Annotated in this window: 14 protein-coding genes; 8 read left to right on the top strand and 6 right to left on the bottom strand. The window is 38.8% G+C overall.

Features of this window, described 5'->3' with window-relative positions:
* Positions 1–6: 6 nt before the first annotated feature.
* The 6 genes from CPT03_RS14180 to CPT03_RS14155 form a co-directional block, all read right to left on the bottom strand.
* Positions 7–525: an NUDIX domain-containing protein gene (locus CPT03_RS14180; RefSeq protein ID WP_245870038.1), complete on the bottom strand. Its 519-nt coding sequence runs from the start codon at positions 523–525 to the stop codon at positions 7–9.
* 65 nt (positions 526–590) lie between these two features.
* The gene (locus CPT03_RS14175) at positions 591–1,646 is read right to left on the bottom strand and encodes a glycoside hydrolase family 43 protein (RefSeq protein WP_245869845.1); all 1,056 of its coding nucleotides are present in this window, start codon (positions 1,644–1,646) and stop codon (positions 591–593) included.
* Between the two features lie 459 nt (positions 1,647–2,105).
* Positions 2,106–2,291, bottom strand: a complete 186-nt coding sequence (locus CPT03_RS14170) for a hypothetical protein (RefSeq protein ID WP_099439459.1) — start codon at positions 2,289–2,291, stop codon at positions 2,106–2,108.
* Positions 2,292–2,358: 67 nt separating this feature from the next.
* A complete protein-coding gene (gene uxuA / locus CPT03_RS14165) occupies positions 2,359–3,522 on the bottom strand; it encodes a mannonate dehydratase (protein WP_317044299.1) in 1,164 nt (387 codons plus the stop codon).
* Positions 3,523–3,549: 27 nt separating this feature from the next.
* Positions 3,550–4,302, bottom strand: coding sequence for an SDR family NAD(P)-dependent oxidoreductase (locus tag CPT03_RS14160; protein WP_099439457.1), 753 nt, complete (start codon positions 4,300–4,302; stop codon positions 3,550–3,552).
* A gap of 108 nt (positions 4,303–4,410) precedes the next feature.
* Positions 4,411–5,439, bottom strand: coding sequence for a LacI family DNA-binding transcriptional regulator (locus CPT03_RS14155; protein ID WP_099439456.1), 1,029 nt, complete (start codon positions 5,437–5,439; stop codon positions 4,411–4,413).
* A gap of 520 nt (positions 5,440–5,959) precedes the next feature.
* Here CPT03_RS14155 and CPT03_RS14150 point away from each other — a divergent pair.
* The 8 genes from CPT03_RS14150 to CPT03_RS14115 are packed head-to-tail and all read left to right on the top strand — an operon-like array spanning position 5,960 to position 21,505.
* On the top strand, positions 5,960–9,049 hold the full coding sequence (locus CPT03_RS14150; RefSeq protein ID WP_099439455.1) for a SusC/RagA family TonB-linked outer membrane protein: 3,090 nt from the start codon (positions 5,960–5,962) through the stop codon (positions 9,047–9,049).
* A 26-nt stretch (positions 9,050–9,075) separates the two neighbouring features.
* Positions 9,076–10,893, top strand: a complete 1,818-nt coding sequence (locus tag CPT03_RS14145; protein ID WP_099439454.1) for a RagB/SusD family nutrient uptake outer membrane protein — start codon at positions 9,076–9,078, stop codon at positions 10,891–10,893.
* Positions 10,894–10,899: 6 nt separating this feature from the next.
* The gene (locus CPT03_RS14140; protein WP_099439453.1) at positions 10,900–12,177 is read left to right on the top strand and encodes a PmoA family protein; all 1,278 of its coding nucleotides are present in this window, start codon (positions 10,900–10,902) and stop codon (positions 12,175–12,177) included.
* On the top strand, positions 12,174–13,040 hold the full coding sequence (locus CPT03_RS14135) for a ThuA domain-containing protein (RefSeq protein ID WP_245869844.1): 867 nt from the start codon (positions 12,174–12,176) through the stop codon (positions 13,038–13,040). The genes CPT03_RS14140 and CPT03_RS14135 overlap by 4 nt, the downstream gene beginning before the upstream one ends.
* 29 nt (positions 13,041–13,069) lie before the next feature.
* Positions 13,070–14,506 carry a Gfo/Idh/MocA family protein gene (locus CPT03_RS14130; RefSeq protein WP_245869843.1) on the top strand — a complete coding sequence of 479 codons (1,437 nt, stop codon included), beginning with the start codon at positions 13,070–13,072 and terminating at the stop codon, positions 14,504–14,506.
* A 3-nt stretch (positions 14,507–14,509) separates the two neighbouring features.
* Positions 14,510–15,874 (top strand): putative oxidoreductase C-terminal domain-containing protein, encoded by a 1,365-nt coding sequence (locus CPT03_RS14125; RefSeq protein WP_099439451.1) that lies wholly within the window; start codon positions 14,510–14,512, stop codon positions 15,872–15,874.
* A 40-nt stretch (positions 15,875–15,914) separates the two neighbouring features.
* Positions 15,915–17,372 (top strand): gluconokinase, encoded by a 1,458-nt coding sequence (locus CPT03_RS14120; RefSeq protein ID WP_099439450.1) that lies wholly within the window; start codon positions 15,915–15,917, stop codon positions 17,370–17,372.
* Entirely contained in the window at positions 17,372–21,505 is a 4,134-nt protein-coding gene (locus tag CPT03_RS14115; protein WP_099439449.1) for a two-component regulator propeller domain-containing protein, read from the top strand. The genes CPT03_RS14120 and CPT03_RS14115 overlap by 1 nt, the downstream gene beginning before the upstream one ends.
* Positions 21,506–21,628 lie beyond the last annotated feature (123 nt).

The following is a 21,628-nucleotide window of genomic DNA, read 5'->3' as shown; positions in this document are numbered from 1 at the left end:
AAGCGTTTATTCCATGATTTTTGAAAGTGCCAGATGCTGAAGAAGTATTATGGTTTTCCCATCCTTAATTTCGCCAGTTGCAATCATTTGCATCGCGGTATGAAATGAGAGTTCCAGTACTTCTATGTCCTCATCTTCTACACCACCCCCTGTTTCGGTTTTCATGTCAGAGGTATATTCTGCAATAAAGAAATATAGTTTCTCGGTAACCGAGCCAGGACTCATATAAACCTCAAATACTTTTTTTACTGAGGAGAGTACATAGTCGGTTTCTTCTTCAGTTTCTCTACGAATGGCTTCCTCAGGGCTGTTTTCGTTCAGTAAACCAGCGCAAGTTTCAATAAGCATGCCGGTAATATTTCCATTAACATATGTCGGAAATCGAAACTGTTTGATAAGGATAACCGTCTGAAGTGTCTGGTTGTACAGAAGGATAGTGGCGCCGTTTCCCCGATCATAAGTTTCCCGGCTCAGCATTTCCTGTATTCCTTTTTTAGACAAGAAGTTGAATGTGGTTTTCTTCAGAACATACCAGTAATCCGATAAGATTTCCTCTTTGGTGATGCTTATGGTGTTATTATTTTAGTAAACTATTTAGTGTTTGGAAAAGCGGTTTGCAATGCTTGCGCTTCAGCTCCAGTAAGTTTTGAAACACTACCATGTCTTGCATCATCAGGCATGGACACATCTTTCTCCAGACGCCAATTAAAAAGATCTGCTGAAGAGGATATACCGTATTTATCTACCATGGGATAGTCGTAAAGTAGCAACCATCCCTTTTTTAGTGGATCTTTCATTACACTGGGACCTTCGGTAATGGTTGGTGCAATCTGTCCTCGGTTCAATGCGCCTTCAAAATTTTTATACGGACCTTCGATGTGCTTGGCAGTAGCCACCCTGATTCCTCTTCGTTCTCCGGTTTTTACGCCAAATTCTTCCTCTTTATGAAATAGATAATATACGCCAGTATTTTTAATTAATGTTCCATCAATTACAGAATATGGGGGCGCAAACATCACTTTTGCGGGACTGAAATTTTTCCAGTCAGTTGTTTTGGAATACCATAGTCGGCTTTCTTTCCACCCAGCGTCCTTGAAGGTAGAGGACCAAAAAATAGTATATTCTTTGGTCGCTTCATCGTAGAAGAATTCCGGAGCCCATATGTTTTTTACAAGCCCGCCAGATTCATCTTTAACATCTTTCATGAGGTATAGGTATTTATTAAAGGTCCAGTTTATCAGGTCTTTAGATGTTGCGTAAGTTGCGCTGGGGCCCAGGTGTTTCTCTGGGCCTCCTCCTGTTGCGATCAGTCTCCAAAGACCATCTGCCCCCCTGTGAATAAACTGATCTCTCATGAACTGATTCCAAATGGGCTTATTGTCATTTAAAGCTTTCCAGTGGCGTCCGTCAGTAGATAAAGCAATGTGAAGTTGAGCAACCAGCATTGGATTTGCAAGGGGTACTTCAATGGTCTCTCCTTTAGCGTTGATTTCAATCCTTGTTGGGTAACGTTGGCGGAAGTAGGTCAGCATCCACACGCTATCACTTTTGGTGACGCTGTTGACCGGTTTAAGTTCAGACTGTGCACTTCCGATCTGAGTTGAAGTAAGCAGTATGGTCATTAAAAAAAATAACTTATTCATCATGAGATTTACTTAGGGGAATTAAATATACAACATTAAAAAACTCTGAACAGACCCGAGGGCAATGCATGAGGCCATTTTCTGGTGAATAGTAAGGAGCAATCTTCCCTGGGTTGCAGCACTCAATAAATTTAACTATCTGGCCCCCGTGAAATAGATTTTTTGCTTTTAGAGGAAGAAAGGGCGGATCATTCGGTAAGGAGTTCACGTGGATGGTGTGTCTACTTTTTAATAAGTATTGGAGAAATCACTTTGTTTTACTAAAAATATTAGTAATTTTAATGTATTAAATTTTACTGATTTATGAAGGGTATATCTATAACACCGGAATTTCGGACCATATCTCCATCGGAACTACAAAAGCGGTGGCGGAAATCATCTACAGGGCTACCAAAGGATATTAAGAAAGTCCCTGTCTATTTTATTTGGGTGCCTAAAAAAACTAAGTAATTAAATGAAGTACTAATACCGTTGTTTTTCTAATTCTACTCTCAGTTCGTCCTTTAAGTTCTTTGCTTTTTCTATCCATTCTGGCGCTTTTTCTTTAACGTCATCAACTATTGAACGGCCATTGATGTCTTTTTTAGTAACATATTTCACTATGCCATATATTGCAGCGCCTATTATTGCAGTTTTAAATAATCCCATTTTTTTAAAATATTAGAGTTCTTTATTTATTAACAACCATAAGCTAAAATGGTTTGAAAATGCTGCTTTAAGGAAGATAACTGTGCAGCATTCCAGTTTCGAGGCCTCTCAATTCAGCTAGCCCCTTTAATCGGCCAATAATTGAATAGCCGGGATAATGCTTTTTATTTAGATCGTCTAACATTTGGTGACCATGGTCGGGTCGCATAGGAATTGATCTGTTTAGGTGCTGTTGAAGCACAACAATTTCTTTAACAACTTCAGGCATATTTGCATCTCCTTCCAAATGATTGGCTTCGTAGAAATTTCCTTCTTTGTCTCTTTGGGTACTACGCAGGTGAAGAAAGAAAATATTGTTGCCGAATCTTTTTATCATCCCCTGCAGATCATTGTCTGCCCGTGCACCAAAAGAGCCTGTGCAAAAGCATATGCCATTGTTGGCAGAGGGAACTTCATTAAGCATATCTCTGACATCGGCTTCAGTACTCATGATTCTTGGAAGTCCTAAAATAGAATAAGGGGGGTCGTCTGGATGAATGGCTAATTGCAATCCTGTTTGTTCTGCAATTGGTGTAATTTCTTTAAGGAATTCATAAAGGTTTTCCTTTAGTTTCTTATTGTCAATGTTTTTATAAGTTTCTAATGCAGTTAAAATCTCTCCCGGAGTAAATGGTTCATCTGTACCGGGGAGGCTAAGTAATGCATTTTTATATAAGGTTTCTTTTTCCTGTGTGTTCATTGTCAGGAACCTTTGTTCTGCCTTTTCGATCTCTTCCGGTTGATAATCATTTTTTGCGTTTGGTCTTTTTAACAGGAAAAGATCAAAAGCAATAAAAGCAGATTTTTCGAAGTAAAGCGCTTTGCTGCCATCACTTAGTTGGTATGAAACGTTGGTACGCATCCAATCTAAGATGGGCATGAAATTGTAGGTGATCACTCTTAGGCCGCAGGCAGCAACATTTTTCATGCTGGCCATATAGTTTTCTATATAGGCTTTATAATTGCCGCTTCTTTTTTTGATATCCTCGTGAACAGGGAGGCTTTCGATAACTGTCCATGTTAATCCTGCTTCCAATATTTCTGTTTTTCTCTTTTCTATTTCATTTATAGTCCAGATTTCACCAACCGGGATGTGGTGTAATGCAGTAACTACGCCTGTAGCACCACTTTGTCTGATGTATTGCAGACTAACCGGATCGTTAGGGCCGAACCATCTTAAGGTTTGTTCCATTTTAATCATATCAGCTTAGATTTTTGTTTAAAATCCGATTGAATTTCCACCGTCAACAGGTATGGTAGTGCCTGTTATGAATTTAGCGGCATCAGATGCAAGGAAATAAGCAGCATCTCCAATATCAGAAGGTAGACCTAATTTTCCCATAGGGGTACGCGAAAGCACTTTGTTTTTCCGTTCTGGATCATTATTTAGTGCCTTGGCCGACATATCAGTAGCGATAAAGCCTGGGGCAATACAGTTTACACGGATGCCTTCCGGAGAAAGCTCAACGGCCATTGCTTTTGTCATTCCCTCAATCCCTGATTTAGCAGCGGTATAAGCAATTACTTTAGGAATGCCATATCGAGATGCCATAGAGCTGATATTTATAATACAGCCTTCTTTTTGGCTAACCATAATTTTAGATACCTCACGGGTCAATGAAAAAACTGATAACAAATTTGTGTGAATAACTTCGTGAAATTCCTGGTCAGTTACCTCTATAAGAGGTTTTTTTGCATTTATACCTGCATTATTAACCAGAATATCAATTCTTCCGAACTTTAAGTTGATGTCTGAGACTAATTTAGGGATGTCGCCTAATTTATTTAAATCAAAAGGAATTATTGTGGTAAGATCACCAAATTGCTTGCGTGCATTTGCCAGTCTTTGTTCGTTTCTTCCAATCAGTATAGTGAAAATGTTGTTCTTTATAAACTTTTCAGCTATGGCAAAGCCTAGTCCCGATGCACCGCCGGTTACGATTGCAATTTTTCTTTCTTGCTCATCTTTCATGGATATTGTTGGTTTGAGATTTAGAGGTAATAAAATTAAACTAATGTAGTCAAAAAACTTATAATTATGCAACCGGTTGCATAATTATTTTATGAAGAATTTTTTTTATTATTTAATCTTTTTTGATGAATCCCGTGCAATAAGTTCCGATCGTAAAATAATTGAATTGGTTGAATTTATGCTTTGTTGTCCGTTTAAGTGTGATATTAATTTGTGTGCAGCAATTTCTCCCATTTCAAACCCCGGGTAATTAATGGTAGAGAGGGCTGGTCTGATAACTCTGGAGATCGGGTCGTTGTTAAAGCCGATAAAAGCGATGTCTTCTGGTATTTTAATCCCTTCGTTTATAAGGCTTGCCATGCAATTTACAGCGCAGTTGTCGTTGTCAACAAAAACGCCGTCTGGTAATGATTTCATTTTCAGTATGTTTCTTGCTGAATCTATTCCTGCCTGTTCATCCAGTGCGGTGATGAAGGTGTTTTCTGGCTTTACCTTTAGTCTGGCTTCCCTAAGTGCAGATTCATATCCTTTCTGACGGTCGGCGTAAACATTTCTTGCAAGGTTTCCTGTAATGTGGATTATGTTTTTGCATCCTTGCTCTATTAAATGTTGTGTAGCCAGGTAGCCTGATTTGTGATTATCAATCACAATGCTGGTGCATTGAGGGTGATCAAGCGCCCGGTCGAAAAATAGAAGAGGGATGCCTTTCTCTATTAATATATCAAATTGCGAAACCCCTACGGTGTCGTATGCGACTGATACCATTAATCCATCAACCCGATTGTTGAACATTGTTTTTACATTTACAGCTTCTTTTTCTGCTGACTCAAGTGATTGACTTATAATGAGATTGTAGCTCGCTTCGTTGGCAACCTTTTCCATTCCCGCCAGTACTGCTGACATGAAACTGCTGTTCATTTTCGGGATGATTACTCCTATCGTATTGGTCCGTTTGCTTCTGAGATTGCTTGCAAAAGTATTAAAGCGATACCCCATCTCTGTAGCAGTATCGTTAATTCTCTTCTTTGTTTTTTTGCTGATGGCAGGGTGATCTTTTAATCCGCGGCTAACTGTAGTTGCAGAAAGATTTAGTTTTTCAGCGATATCATATATGGTTACTTCTTTTTTCTGTTGCATTATTTGGTTTCTTTTTGGCGTTAAATGGATTAGTTTATGTATTTTAATGAAATCGGATGCGTTGAATTCATATTATTTAGATCATTTTAAATAAATTTTTAATCGTTTTTTGGTTTTAGCTATATATAAATGTTACCGCTGTATCCCTTGTTAATGCTTGTTTTGCATTTATTTTAGCTTTTAAGTAAGCTCTCTTTTAATTTTTCAATGATAGACAAATTTAAAAACATTTGTGCTATCGGTTGCATTTTTGAATTTTATTCCTAACTTTAATTTACTAACCTAATATAAACTAAACTATATGACAACCAAACTTAAACGAGATACCTCCTGAATTTAGAATGCACACAGTGCTATTAAAATTATTCATTTCTTAATAAATAATAATACAATTATGTTTCTAAATTTACAAGACGGCAATATTTTGCGCGTTCGCAGACTCCTGCGTCCTATTTTAACCATAATCATGTGTTTCCCATTCGTTTCACATGCTGTAATTAATAACGGTTCACGGCTCCCTATGGGCCTGAAAATAAAGCAGGGAACAACTAATAAGCTTGAAAGTATAGTTGATAAAACCATCACCGGAAGGGTAATGGACGAGAAAAACTTACCCTTAGCAGGCGTTAGCGTACTTGTAAAAGGTTCTAAAAACGGAACTCTTACAAATGCTGAGGGCCGATACATTCTTAAGGGTGTTCCTGATAATGCCATATTGGTTTTTAGCTCGCTTGGTTATAACACAAAAGAAGTTCCCGCAACAAATAATTCTATTAATGTGGTATTAATAGAATCGGCAAATGATCTGAGTGAATTGGTGGTGGTAGGTTATGGTACCAGATCAAAAAAGGATTTAACCGGAGCTATATCGCAGGTTAAGGCTACTCAGCTTGAAAATCAGCACCCAAACAGTGTACAGGACCTTTTGAGAGGTAATGTTCCGGGGTTAAATGTTGCTTTTTCTGCTTCACCAAAAGGGGGTAGCAATTCTGATCTTCAGGTAAGGGGAAGATCATCTTTAACAGCAGGAACAACACCTTTACTGGTATTAGATGGTGTAATTTATCCAGGTCAGTTAAGCGACATCAATCCAAATGATATTGAAACAATTGATGTATTAAAAGATGCAAGTTCGGCTGCGGTTTACGGAGCCAAAGCGGCTAGTGGGGTGGTAATCGTAACCACAAAAAAGGGCAGATCAGATAAGCCTGTTATTACGGTTAATACTACTATTGGTAAAGCATCCCGTGAAGTTAGTGAGCACGTTTACGATGCTAATGGCTTTGTAAATTGGCGTACAGATGTATTGAAAAGTATCAATGCAGCAACCATTGGCAGTCAGCCTTATCGCTTTAATGATCCTCGTGCTTTGCCATCGGATGTTTCACTGGCCCAATGGTTTGCTTACGACAATACTCCTGCAACTTCAGATCCGGTTGATACCTGGCTAACCAGGTTAAAGATGTTTCCCGTAGAAATAGCTAATTATAAGGCAGGTAAAAGTACCAATTGGGAAGATCTGATCTATAGAAATGGATTCAGACAGGACCATACCATTGGCATTTCCGGTAAAAAGGAAGAAGTAAATTACTATTTGTCTTTAGGCTATACCAATAATAATGGATTAACAGTTGGCGATCAATACAAAAATGCCCGTGCCCGCCTTAATCTGGAAGGCAAGGCAGCTAGCTTTGCTACTGTAGGCGTTAACTTCCAATATGCAAGTCGTGATGAAAGTGCTGTTCCAATAGACTTTGGTCAGGTTAGAAACGCTTCACCTTTAGGTGAAATGTATGCCGCTGACGGTGTAACCTTAAGGCCTAGCCCGAATGATGACTTAGGGAATAACAGAAATCCATTTATGGATAATGTTTATCGTGAGCGTTTACTGAAATACAACACTATTTTTTCAACAATTTATTTAAAAGGAGACTTACCTTTTGGCTTTTCTTACTCTGTAAATGTTACGCCAAGTTATGATCAGACCAGAGAATTTAACCATTATTCTGCATTGCATGTTGATTATGTTGCGAGAAAAGGTTTTGCTAACCGTATAGAGACAACTCGTTTTAACTGGCAAATCGACAATGTGTTAAAATGGAATAAAACATTTGATAAAATACACCAGTTTGATGTGACCTTTTTATTAAACGCCGAAAAACTAAAGCAAACCTCAGGTAAGGTAGAAAATGAAGGCTTCGATCCAAATGATATTCTAGGATATCACAATATAGGCTCTGGTGTAAAACCGATTGTTAGCAGTACCGATATGGTAACCACAGGCGACGCTTTAATGGGCAGATTAAACTATACGCTTAAAAGTAAGTATATGTTAACCGCTACAATTCGCAGAGATGGTTACTCTGCTTTCGGGCAAAGAAATCCACGTGCTACTTTCCCTTCCGTAGCTTTGGGATGGGTATTTAGCGATGAGGGTTTTATGAAATCTGTTAGTTGGTTAAATTATGCAAAACTGCGTTTATCTTATGGTTCTGTGGGTAACAGAGACATAGATGGATACCTTGCGTTGTCTAATCTTAATACCGGTAAGTATCTGTATGTAAATAGTGCAGGTATACTGGTGCCTGTTTCGCAGCTGTATGTGGATAGAATGACTAATAAAGATCTAAGATGGGAGAGTACTGCCTCGTTTAACGGAGGTCTTGATTTTTCTATTTTTAATAACCGTATAGACGGATCTGTTGATGTGTATAAAAAGAACACAACAGATTTGCTGCTTTTACGCGCATTGCCAAATGTAACAGGGTTTTTCAATGTGGCATCAAATCTTGGAAATGTAACCAATACAGGCTTTGAAGTATCCCTGAACAGCAACAACATTAAGAATGAGAATTTTAGGTGGAGAACCTCGGTGAATTTTGCTTTAAACAGGAACAAAATTGAGCACTTGTTTGGTGAGGTTAACCAGCTGGATGACAAGGGGAATGTAATTGGTAAAATTGAAAGAGATGACCCCGGAAATGGATGGTTCCTTGGAAAAGATATCAACGCTATATGGGATCTTAAGGTTCTTGGGGTATGGCAGCAAAATGAAGTTGCTGAGGCTGCAAAATATGGTGTGAAACCCGGCGATTTTAAAGTACAGGATGTAAACGGTGATTATAAATTTACAGATGCGGATAAGCAATTCCTGGGATCAAGATCTCCTAAATTCACCGCCTCAATGAGGAACGAATTTACATTCCTTAAAAACTTTGACTTCTCGTTCTCTATGTACTCTTACTGGGGAGCAATGACTGATTATAATGAAGCTAAAAATAACAGCGGATTTCAGGACAGACAAAATTCTTACAAGCTGCCTTACTGGACACCAGAGAATCCGATTAACGACTATGCACGATTATACTCAAGTAACGGCAGTGCTAATTATAGCGTGTACCGCAAAACATCATTCATCAGGTTAGATAATGTTTCTTTAGCATACACCTTACCTAAAACACTTGTTCAGAAAGGTAAGCTTAATAATGTCCGGATTTTTACCACAGTTCAGAATGCCGCCATCTATGCACCTGATTGGGAATACTGGGATCCTCAGAATAAGAACCCTACACCCAGATACGTAACGTTAGGCTTAAATGTAACCCTATAGTGTAAATCCAATTAACAACTAAGACGATGAAAAATATATATAAAATATCATTTGCCTGCTTAGCCTCAGCGATGCTGTTCAGTGTAGGTTGTAAGAAAAGTTTTTTAGAGCCGGAACCCCTTTCTATTTATACACCTGAAAACGCTTATATTGATGCAGCGGGTCTTCGGGCAGCGTTGGTAGCCTGCGCCAGAAATTTAAGGAATGAATATTATGGTGATGGTGCGCCATGGATAACTGAACAGATATTTTCGGAGGTAGCGGTGGAAGGAACGACCGATAAATCCGGTCCGGCGCAGGATTTAAATTTACTGATTACTCCTGATGCCAACCTCAATTCGGTAGATTTTAACAAGATCGGTTATTATTGGGATGAGGGATACAAGGGTATTAAGTATGCAAATACAGTAATTACCCGGATAGATAATGCTAAATATAAAGATGAGGCAGAACGCAATGCCATCCTTGGGTCAGCTTATTTTCACCGCGCATTTCGTTATTACAGATTGGTAAATCAGTTTGGTGATGTACCATTGGTTTTAAATGAAATCTCGACCCCCAAAGTTGATTTTTATACCACCAAAAGAGAGGTAATTCTTCAAAAGATGAAGGAAGATCTGGAGTTTGCCGCAAAATGGGTGACAGATAATGTGAATAAAGGTGAGGTAACAAAAGGAGCCATTAACCACTTGCTTACAAAGGTTAACTTAAGCCTTGGGAAATTCGATGATGCCATAGCATCTGCCAATGCAGTGATAAACGGAAGTCCTTATTCGTTAATGACTGCCCGCTTTGGCGCAACAAAATCAGACGCTACCAAGAATCTGGTATGGGATCTTCACAGGCCTGAGAATAAATCATTAAACGAAAATAAGGAGGGTCTATTTATGATTATAGACAGGCAGGTTGACGGCGGATATGATGGTGGAATGAAAATTATGCGCCAAACTGTACCGCTTTGGGGCTCCAATATCAATACGCCAAATGGGAAAAGAGGAACCAATGATGGGATTAATCTGGAGATTACACAATCGAACCTTTATGGAAGAGGAATAGGCCGCTGTCGTGGAACTTCTTACAGTACACAGGCAATCTGGGATGATCCAAATGATCTGAGACACATTAAGGGAAACTGGATGAACATGGAAGATCTTGTTTATAATGATCCGGCTTTGAAAACCAGTGATCCGGAATATTACAACAAGCCCGTAAGGCTGCGTAATGCTGCAGGAGGACTTTTAGTTACCGATACGATAAGAAGTTATTTTGGCTGGCCACAATATAAATTGTTTGTCCCTGATTTTGAAAATGCACCAATGCAGGGTGGCCATACCGACTGGTACGTATTTAGAATTGCCGAAACTTATCTTCTGCGCGCAGAGGCTTATTACTGGAAAGATGATTTGGCAAATGCGGCGGCTGACATCAATAAAATAAGGGCCCGGGCCAATGCAGCACCGTATACTCCGGATAAGATAAATATTGGAACCATCCTGGATGAAAGAGCCCGCGAGCTTTATTACGAAGAACCAAGAAAAACAGAGCTTACCCGCATTGCTTATATTTTTGCACTTACAGGAAAAACTGCGTATAATGGTAAAGCTTATAACCTGACTAATTTTTCGGAGAACAATTTCTTTTACGACAGGGTTAAAGAAAAGAATGTTTTCTATAAAAATGGAGTTAGAACAAACCATGGCGATCAGTATACAATGAGCCCGTACCATGTATTATGGCCTGTGCCTCAGGCAGGAATAAGAGCAAACGTTTTGGGGCATATTAACCAAAATAAAGGATATTCAGGCGCTGAAAGTAATATTCCGCCACTTGATAAAATTGAATAGAATCTAATGATAAACATAGAAAAGAGAATTTTAGTTAGGTTTGGTTGTTTTATTGTTTTTTCAGCAATGCTAACACCTTTACATGCCCAGAGAATTGCCACCCTTGAGGTCGATCTAAAGAAAAGAACTCCAGAAAAAGAGATTCATGTTCAGGTAGATCTGGATGCGATTACTACTTTGCCTGATAGTGTTATCAGTTTAGTAGCAATACAAGGCAATAAAAAAACTCCTGTAGCTTACCAGATTGAAAATAAAGGGAAGCGGATTTTACATTGGCTGGCAAAGCCTGCTGCTGTACCCGTTGTCTTTGCTTTGGAAAAGGGAAAGCCACTTAAGTCTGCAGATCACATTAAGGCTATCCGCGAAGATGGAGCGTTGACAATAAGTAACGGCAATAAAAATTTACTCCGGTACAATTACAAAACAGTGTATCCTCCAAAGGGAATAGATACGGCTTTTAAAAGAAGTGGGTTTATACATCCTTTATGGTCCCCTCACGGACAAGAATTAACAAGGATACAAGCTCCTGATCATTACCATCATTATGGGTTATGGAACCCCTGGACCCATGTGGTGTTTGAAGGTGATACGGTAGACTTCTGGAACCTTAAAGACCGAAAGGGCACTGTAAGGTTTGTTGATTTTGTTTCGGTAAATGCGGGCCCTGTGTATGCAGAGTATCAGACACTGCACGATCATGTTGTTTTTAAAAAAGATGGAACAGAAAAAGTAGCACTTAACGAGTTGCAATCGGTAAGGATTTTTCAGCCTCAAAAAAATGAGGATTACTATATTGCAGATATCACCATTCAGCTGAACTGTGCTAGCGATGAGCCTGTATTGCTTAAGGAGTATCGTTATGGTGGTTTGGGCTGGCGTGCCACAGAAAAGTGGAGTAAAGAAAATAGCGAAACCCTGACATCCGAGGGAAAAACAAGAAAAGATGCAGATGGTACAAAAGCACGCTGGGTTATTTTGCAGGGAAAGATAGATGATGATTATGCAGGTGCTGTAATGATGTCTTATCCTACCAATTACAATTACCCGGAGCCATTAAGGATCTGGCCTGAAAATATGAACGGAAGAGGAGATGTTTATGCTAATTTCTCGCCAACAAAAGATAAAGACTGGTTATTGGAAAAAGGGAAAACCTATACACTTAAATACAGGTTCCTGGTATATAATGGCCATACATCCAAAGAACGTGCTGAGGCGGCATGGGGTGATTTTACCAGTCCGCCCGCAATTAAAATAAAATTAAACCCACTTAATTCAAACAAATGAACGTATCAATTTTAAGATTTAAATTCAAAGCCACTATCCTGCTTTCTGCCCTATGGATATTATGTATTCCATTTGCAATGGCTGTAGAAAAAGCCACTATTCTAAAAAAAGTAAAAGTGCTGGTGTACACCAAAAATGGGAAAGGCTTTGTGCACGACAATATTCCTTACGCAGTAAAATGTATTCAGAAATTAGGTAAAGAAAATGGATTTGACACCGATGTGTCTGATGATCCGGCTGTTTTTACAGAGGCAAATTTAAAGCAGTATACCTTATTGATTTTTCCAAGTACTAATAATGATGTTTTTGATACAGACCAGCAGCGGTTAGTATTTAGAAGATATATAGAGGCTGGTGGTGGTTTTGTTGGTTTGCACTCTGTAACCGGTACCGAACGAAACTGGCAGTGGTTTAAACAAATGCTGGGTGGTACCTTTGCCTGGCATGCCAGAAATCAAAAGTTTAATGTAAAAGTAATTGATCCTTCGCATCCTTCTGTTGCTGGTTTGCCAAAGGTTTGGGAAAGGAAAGACGAATGCTATTTTGCTAAAGAACTTTATCCAGGCATTAAAGTGATCATGGCACATGACTTTACTTCATTAGATTCATCCAACCCTGCAGACGCAGCGAAAATCAAAGAATATTCGGTCCCATTTTCAGAGTTATATCCTGCGGTGTGGTATCAGCAGTTTGACGGGGGAAATATCTGGATTACTGCCCTTGGTCATGATAAAGAAAACTATGAAGATCCTGTTTTTATCAAGCATATCCTGCAGGGCATAAACTATGTTGCAGGTCAGTTTAAAAAATTAGATTATACCAAAGCATACGCAGATTCCAGAAATACGCCGGTGCGTTACTAACCAAATATTAACAAAAAAACCTAAATCATATGATGAACGAAAATGAAAAACATCCATATAGTAGAAGAGATTTTATGAAAACTGCCGTGAAAAGTGCTGTTGTTACCTCTGTGGCTATGACTGGCTTCCCAACTATAGTTCCTGCTTCTGTGTTTGGTAAAAATGCACCAAGTAATAAAATTAATATAGGACAGATAGGCTGCGGCCGGATTGCCCGCACGCATGACCTGGCTGAAACATTTAAATATGATAAGGCCCGTATTGTTGCAATAGCAGATCTGGATGGCAATAGGTTAAAGAGCGGAAAGCAGCTTGTAGAAGGTTGGTATACCAAGAAAACCGGCAATGCTAATTATATAGATATTAAAACTTATGATGATTATCATGATCTGTTAGCCAATAAGGATATTGATGCAGTTATGATAAGCACTCCAGATCATTGGCATGCCCAGCCTGCAATTGAGGCTGCCCTTGCCGGTAAACACATCTATCTTCAAAAACCAACTTCATTAACAATTGAAGAGGGTAGAATGATGAGCGATATGGTGAGGAAATCGGGGGTTACCTTTCAGTTAGGTAGTCAACAGCGTTCCGTTAATCCATGGCCTCAGTTTAAGAGAGCATGTGAGCTGGTAAGAAATGGCCGAATAGGCAAACTTCAAAGTGTACAAATTGGTTTGCCCGCTGATCCTTCTGGTGGAATAGCTACAGAAATGCCAATTCCTGCAAACTTTAATTATGATATGTGGCTTGGCTCAACACCGTATATTTATTATACTCAGGATCGTGTTCATTCACAAACAGATCCCGAATCCAGGGGCGGGTGGTTAAGATTAGAGCAGTTTGGTGCCGGAATGATTACCGGCTGGGGGGTACATCATATTGATATTGCCCATTGGGGAATGAATACTGAGCATACAGGCCCAATTGAAATTGAGGCCCACGCAGAGTTTCCTAAAGAAGGTTTGTGGAATGTGCATGGCGATTATGAAGTTCATGCAAAGTATGCAAATGGAGTAAACATGGTTATGAATAGTAAAAATCCTAATGGTGTAAGGTTTGAAGGTAGTAATGGATGGATCTTTGTTTCGAGAGGAAATGTAGGAGTCACAAGTACAGACCCTGGATCAGGAGGGAAAGAGAATAAGGCATTTTATGCAAGTGATCCGGCGATCCTTACCTCGAAAATAGAGGCAAATGAGATTCATTTGTACGAAAGTCCTGAGCAACATGGTAACTGGCTGGATTGTATTGAAAGTGGAAAGCCAACTATTAGCCCGGCCGAAGTTGCGCATCGTTCTTGTAGTGCTTGTTTGGTTGCTCATGCTGCAATGAAATCTCCAAAAAAGCTATATTGGGATCCTAAAAAAGAAGTTTTTAAAGATAATGTGGAAGCCAATAAATTATTGTCGAGGCCACAGCGTTATCCTTATGGTACCAACTATATTCTTGGTAAAAAGAGTTAAACTATGAAAAGTAAACTAATAATGATCCCATTAATTGTATTGGCAGGATGCAGCCAGCCTAAGAAACAGGAAGATAATGCTGTGAAGCTGATTACGCTTGATCCAGGACATTTCCATGCTGCATTGGTTCAAAAATCAATGTATGAAGGTGTTGATTCTACGGTGCATGTATATGCACCGAAGGGAAATGACGTGGAGTTACACCTGTCAAAAATTGAAGCATATAATAAACGTGCAGATGATCCAACCACGTGGGATGAAAAGGTTTATCTGGGTGATGACTATCTTGAAAAAATGATTGCCGAAAAGAAAGGCAACGTTGTTGTTTTGGCAGGGAACAACCAGAAAAAAACAAATTACATAAAAAGATCGGTTGAAGCCGGGCTGAACGTTCTGGCTGATAAGCCAATGGCTATTGACGGAGCTAGTTTTGAAGTTTTGAAAAATGCATTTAAAACGGCAGCAGAAAAGCAGCTGTTGTTGTATGATATTATGACAGAACGTTATGAGATCACCACCATGTTGCAAAGAGAATTTTCAATGATCCCCGAAGTTTTCGGTATGCTTGAAAAGGGTACACCTGATAACCCTGCGGTTACTAAAGAAAGTGTTCATTATTTTTATAAGTATGTTTCGGGAAGTGTCCTGGTAAGACCTGCATGGTTTATGGATGTGGCCCAGGAAGGGGAGGGGATTGTAGATGTAACTACACATTTGGTTGATTTGGTGCAATGGGAATGTTTTCCGGATCAGACTATTGACTACAAAACAGATATTCAATTGGTTTCGGCTAAAAGATCGGCTACTGACCTGACTCTTAGTCAATTTAATACCGTCACCAAATCTACAGTATTTCCAGATTATCTTAAAAAGGATGTGGTGAACGACAGTATTCTTAAAGTGTATTCAAATGGAGAGATCAATTATAAACTGCGTGGTGTACATGCTAAAGTTTCTGTAAAGTGGAATTATAAAGCGCCTGAAGGTACTGGCGATACGCACTATTCTATTATGCGCGGTACAAAGGCTAATCTTATTATAAAACAGGGAGCCGAGCAGAAGTTTAAACCTGAACTGTATATTGAGGCTGTCAATTCAAAGGATGCTACTTTTGAGGCGACTCTAAATGAGCAGGTTAAAAATTTGCAGGGTAAGTTTCCGGGCATTTCCCTTACAAAAACAAAAACAGGATGGTGGGTTAATATTCCAGATAAATACAAAGAAGGGCACGAAGCACATTTTGCCCGTGTAACCGAAAAGTTTTTGAGTTACCTGAAAAATAAAGACATACCATCCTGGGAAGTACCCAATATGATTGCAAAATATTACACAATAACTGCAGCACTGGATCTTGCCAGAAAGAAATAGTTATCATTCATTTTCTATCTTGCAATGTTAAATTGTAATTATGGATTATGTTTTAGGAATAGATATCGGTACGGGGAGTGTAAAAGCAGTTGCTGTAGATACTAAATGCAAATCATTCGGTGCTTTTCAGCATCATTATTCTTTTACCTCGCCACATCCCGGTTATCATGAACAGAATCCGGAAGAGATTTGGGATGCTTTTAAGAAAAGCATGGATGGGATGATTGCTGAGATTGGCAATATGCCAAAAGCAATATCCCTTAGCAGTGCCATGCACAGCCTGATGCCGGTTGATGAAAATGGTAAAGCGCTGGCTCCTATGATTACCTGGGCCGATAACAGAAGTGCTGAAATTGCCAAAAGATTAAGGAATTCTGAAATTGGCTTATCTATTTACAAAGCAACAGGCACACCGTTGCATGCCATGTCGCCTTTATGCAAGATCATTTGGCTAAAGGAGAATAACCCGGATTTGTTTAGCCAAACGCACAAGTTCATTTCAATAAAAGAATACATTTGGTATAAACTTTTCAAAGAATTTAAGATAGATTACTCTATTGCCTCTTGTACGGGTTTGTTTAACATCACTCAGCTAAGCTGGCATAAAGATTCACTGAATATTACAGGGATTGATCCTAAAATGCTTTCTGAACCTGTACAAACAGATTATACTAAATTTCTTAATACTGGTATTCCTGTGGTAATAGGTGCAAGTGATGGTTGTATGGCCAATCTGGGAAGTGGCGGTATTAAGCCAGGCATTGCAGTAATGACCATAGGCACAAGCGGTGCAGTACGCATAGCCAGCGATAAGCCTCTGCCGAACGAAAAGGCGATGACATTTAGCTATATTCTGGATAAGGATACTTTTATTTGCGGTGGGCCAATAAACAATGGTGGCATTGCCTTACAATGGTGGATAAAAAATAACATTAAGCATGAGCTTGGAGAAGCAGACTATGAGCAGCTTTTTGGAGAAATTGCAAGCATAGCTGCAGGAAGTAAGGGCTTGCTTTTTTTACCTTACCTGACCGGAGATCGTGCTCCGATATGGGATAGTGAAAGTTGTGGTGTGTTCTTTGGTGTAAAGCTTGAGCATGAAAAAGCCCATTTTTCCAGAGCGGTGCTGGAAGGAATCTGCTATTCAATGTACGATGTTCTTGATGCCATGCAGGAAAATGCTGAAGCTATCAAACAGATCAATATCAGCGGAGGTATTGTAAAATCAGAAACCTGGATGCAGATGATGGCTGATATTACCGGAAAAGATCTTGTGATTACGCAAACTGAAGATGCTTCGGCGGTTGGGGCATCCCTGTTGGCAATGAAAGCCCTTGGTTTGATTACAGATTACGCTGATTTATCCATTAAAGAGCCAAAAATGGTTAAAACAAACCCCAAAAACGGAGATGTTTATTTGAGGAATTTTATGATCTTTAAAACGCTTTATTCTGCCTTAAAGAATACCATGCACGAATTTTATAAAATGAATCTTTAATGTTTGCAAGAAAAAACATAATTGTATTAATCTTCTTTCTGATTTCGTTTATTGGCTATGCTCAACAAGGGCAGATTCAATTTTCGGCTATAAATCTATCTAATGGACTTTCTCATAATCAAGTTAATACAGTTTTTAAAGACAGCAAAGGTTTTATATGGATTGGTACCCTTTCCGGATTAAATCGTTTTGATGGACAGCAGATTAAGATTTTTAAGCACGATCCACGAGACACCAAGTCATTAAGCGATGATTTTATTGCCAATATCTTTGAACTGCCTGATAATAAACTCTATCTGGATACTAAGAATGGCGCCAATATCTATAATGCCGAAACCCAAAGTTTTATAAGGGATGTAAAACCTTACCTGAAAACTTTAAACATCTCTGCTAAAAAGATCATAGAGGTAATAAAAGACAATGCAGACGGTTTTTGGTTTAATGCCGGGGCCGAAGGCATTTTTAAATATGATACTGTTAGTAAAAAAAGTATTCACTTAAAACCAAATGCAAAGATAGGTTCTGAGCTTTCTGGTTCCCCGGTTTCAGCACTATATAAAGCACCCAATGGGGATATTTGGGTTATTCATACAGATAAAACCATTGAACTGCTTAATAGTTCTACGGGAAAGGTTCAAAAGCGTATTTCTGTATTTAAACATGACGATACTGCAGCTTCTCAGAACTTTAAATTGTTTGTAGACAATGCATCTGACCTTTGGGTCTATACTTTAAACAGCCAGCGAGGGATAGATTTTTATGAAACGAAAACAGGAAAAATCAGATTTATAGACAAGGTGCCAAATGGGCTCAATAATAACCTGATCAGCAGTATTATTCAGGATGATAAAGGATTAATTTGGATAGGTACGGATCATGGTGGCGTAAACCTGCTGGACAAAAGAAATTTTAGTGTCAGGTATCTTGTTAATAAAGAAGACGACATTAAAAGTATTGGTCAAAATGCCATTGTTACCTTATATAAAGATCGTTCTGGTATAATATGGGTAGGTACTTTTAAAAAAGGTGTTAGTTTTTATCATGAAAAGATCCTAAAATTCCCACTCTACAAGCATCAGAATGGAAACCCACACGGGCTTACCTATGATGACGTAAACCGTTTTGTAGAAGATGAACACGGTAATATCTGGATTGGCACTAATGGGGGTGGGCTATTTTATTTTAATAGAAAAACCGGACAATTTAAAAGGTATGTGCATGAGTCCGGAAACCAAAACAGTTTGAGCAACGATATTATTGTAGCGCTGTTTATAGATCATCAAAAAAAACTATGGGTGGGTACTTATTTTGGCGGATTAAGCAGTTTTGATGGTGCGAAGTTTACCAATTATAAACATAATGATCAGGATGTAACCAGCCTTGCCGACGATCGGGTATGGGATATTCTTGAAGACAGAAGGGGAAACTTATGGGTTGCAACCTTAGGTGGAGGATTGGATAAATTTGATAGAGCTAAAGGCGTTTTTATCCATAAAAAATTAGGAGATAAGAATGGCATAATTTCGAATTCGCTCTCCTGTTTAATAGAGGATAACAAGGGCAGTATCTGGATAGGCAGTGCAGATGGTGTTGATGAAATGACAACAGATGGCAGGTTTATTCATTATAAAAGCAAACCGGGTGATAAAAAGTTATTGACTAATAACGTTGTTTATGGCATAATGGAGGATAGCTATGGTTTTATATGGATTTCTACAAGAGATGGATTAAGCAGGTTAAATCCTGAATCCGGACAGTTCCGTAATTTCGATAGTAAAGATGGGCTTACCGAAATGACCACCTTAAAAGTGGTTGAGGATAACGACAAAAACCTTTGGGTAAGTACCGCGAATGGTTTGTTCGAGATCATTGTTAAAAAGATAGATAAAAACAAATTCTCTTACACTTTTCGTAAGTACGATGAGCAGGATGGTTTACAGGGCAATGCATTTAATGCCAATGCGGGGTATAAGACCAGATCAGGAGAATTGTTGTTTGGAGGGGCAAATGGCTTTAATCTTTTTAAACCGGCTGACATTAGAAATGATAATGCTAAACCTGTTATAGTACTTACCGATCTGCAGATTTCTAACAGGAGCATTGGCATAAATGATCAGGTAAACGGGAGGGTGTTATTAAATAAGTCGATCATTTTTACAAAAGATTTAAAGCTGAACCATAGTCAGAATGGATTTGCATTGGAGTTTGCAGCTCTGAATTTCTTTAATCCTCAAAAAATAAAATATCGGTATAAACTGGAAGGGTTTGATCAGCACTGGCAGGAACTCCAGGGGAATAACCGATTGGCCACCTATACCAATATTGATCCGGGTGATTATACTTTTAAGGTGGTTTCCACTGATGCTTCGGGGAACTGGATTAATAACGAAACTAGCCTTAACATTACCATTATGCCTCCTTTCTGGAGAACGACACTTGCTTATATCATTTACGTGTTGCTAATTGGGGGTACCTTGCTTTTTATCAGGCATAGGGGTATTCAACGGATAAAGAAAGAGTTTTTAATAGAACAGGAGCGGCAACAGGCAAAACGGATGCATGATCTGGATCTGCTTAAGATAAAGTTTCTTACCAATGTAAGTCATGAATTCAGAACTCCGTTATCATTAATTATTACCCCTCTTGAGAAACTGATTAAACAGGCTCAGGACGCAGAAAGGCCGCAACTTCAAATGATTCATCGGAACGGGCGCCGCCTGTTGAATCTGGTAAATCAATTGTTGGATTTCAGGAGAATGGAGGTGCACGAATTAAAATTGCACCCTAAAACCGGGGACATTATTGCTTTTATTCAGGAACTGTCATTTTCTTTTAGTGATATAGCTGACAGAAAGAACATCAGTTTTAGTTTTCAGACTGATAGGAAAGGTCTGATTACCTTTTTTGATCATGATAAAATTGAAAGAATATTATTTAATCTGCTTTCAAATGCCTTTAAGTTCACGCCACAAGGAGGCAAGGTAAAAGTAAGTTTGCTCACTACCGTTAATGAACAGAAACAAACTGAACTGATTCTTAAAGTGTCTGATACCGGCATTGGTATCCCTGAGGATAACAAGGCAAGGATATTCGAAAGGTTTTTTCAAAACGATGTTCCTGACTCTATTGTTAATCAGGGAAGTGGGATAGGGTTGTCGATTACCCGGGAGTTTGTACGCCTGCATGGAGGTCACATTACGGTTGACAGTATTGTGAATGAAGGGACTGAGTTTACAGTTAGTCTGGTATTTCCTAAAGCAGATATAGAAACTTCTGCTCCGGAACCTAAGCTTGATCTGCTAATTACTGCAGGAGTAAGAGAAGATGAGGTAAACGATCCCAAATTTGTATGGAAAAGTAAAAAGCCTGTGCTGATGCTGGTGGAAGATAACGAGGATTTTAGGTTTTATTTAAAGGATAACTTAAAAGAATACTACCAGATAGCCGAGGCTGCCAATGGCAAAGAGGGTTGGCAAAAAATACTTTCCGTACATCCTGATTTGATTGTTAGCGATGTGAGTATGCCTGAAATGAATGGCATTGATCTGTGCCGGAAAATTAAAGCAGATAAACGCACCGCTCATTTGCCTGTTATTTTACTTACAGCGTTGACCACTGAAGATGAACAGCTGACAGGTTTGGAAACCGGTGCCAGTGACTACATGACCAAGCCTTTCAACTTTGAGATTCTTTTGTCGAAAATAAGGAACCTGTTACAGCAGCAGGCACTTTCAAAAAAGACCTATCAAAAACAGGTTGAGTTTAAACCATTAGAATCAGAAATTGAATCTGTTGATGATAAGTTCATCAGACAGTTGTCTTTTCATATAGAAAAACATTTGGCAGACTCTGCGTATACTGTTGACCAGTTAAGTGCAGATATGAATATGAGCAGGGTAGGTTTATATAAAAAAGTGCTTCCGCTTACCGGTAAATCTCCTGTAGAATATATACGCTCTTACAGGTTGCTAAAATCTAAACCTTTGCTGCTAAAATCTCAAATGACCATTGCCGAGGTAGCATATGAAGTAGGCTTCAGTAATCCTAAACATTTCAGTAAATATTTTAAGCAGGAATTCAATATGCTGCCATCAGCCTATGCTTTAACAAAACCCGATCAAGAGCCGGTTTAACATTCATATTGGGCCATTTGTTAACATATGAATACCTAATTGTTATCATTTGAATGCCCTCCCGTTTTTTGCTTGCGTATACCTTTAGAAATAAATAAACCAGGTATAAACAGTATTTATTTC

Source organism: Pedobacter ginsengisoli (genome assembly GCF_002736205.1).
Lineage (GTDB): Bacteria > Bacteroidota > Bacteroidia > Sphingobacteriales > Sphingobacteriaceae > Pedobacter > Pedobacter ginsengisoli_A.
This window is presented reverse-complemented; position numbering and strand designations above follow the sequence as displayed.

Excerpts from the sequence above, each read along its gene's own strand:
- CPT03_RS14130 (WP_245869843.1), top strand. The coding sequence starts at position 13,070 with ATGATGAACGAAAATGAAAAACATCCATATAGTAGAAGAGATTTTATG.
- CPT03_RS14155 (WP_099439456.1), bottom strand. The coding sequence starts at position 5,439 with ATGCAACAGAAAAAAGAAGTAACCATATATGATATCGCTGAAAAACTA.
- CPT03_RS14145 (WP_099439454.1), top strand. The coding sequence starts at position 9,076 with ATGAAAAATATATATAAAATATCATTTGCCTGCTTAGCCTCAGCGATG.
- CPT03_RS14160 (WP_099439457.1), bottom strand. The coding sequence starts at position 4,302 with ATGAAAGATGAGCAAGAAAGAAAAATTGCAATCGTAACCGGCGGTGCA.
- CPT03_RS14175 (WP_245869845.1), bottom strand. The coding sequence starts at position 1,646 with ATGATGAATAAGTTATTTTTTTTAATGACCATACTGCTTACTTCAACT.
- uxuA (WP_317044299.1), bottom strand. The coding sequence starts at position 3,522 with ATGGAACAAACCTTAAGATGGTTCGGCCCTAACGATCCGGTTAGTCTG.
- CPT03_RS14140 (WP_099439453.1), top strand. The coding sequence starts at position 10,900 with ATGATAAACATAGAAAAGAGAATTTTAGTTAGGTTTGGTTGTTTTATT.
- CPT03_RS14120 (WP_099439450.1), top strand. The coding sequence starts at position 15,915 with ATGGATTATGTTTTAGGAATAGATATCGGTACGGGGAGTGTAAAAGCA.
- CPT03_RS14150 (WP_099439455.1), top strand. The coding sequence starts at position 5,960 with ATGGGCCTGAAAATAAAGCAGGGAACAACTAATAAGCTTGAAAGTATA.
- CPT03_RS14115 (WP_099439449.1), top strand. The coding sequence starts at position 17,372 with ATGTTTGCAAGAAAAAACATAATTGTATTAATCTTCTTTCTGATTTCG.
- CPT03_RS14170 (WP_099439459.1), bottom strand. The coding sequence starts at position 2,291 with ATGGGATTATTTAAAACTGCAATAATAGGCGCTGCAATATATGGCATA.
- CPT03_RS14135 (WP_245869844.1), top strand. The coding sequence starts at position 12,174 with ATGAACGTATCAATTTTAAGATTTAAATTCAAAGCCACTATCCTGCTT.
- CPT03_RS14125 (WP_099439451.1), top strand. The coding sequence starts at position 14,510 with ATGAAAAGTAAACTAATAATGATCCCATTAATTGTATTGGCAGGATGC.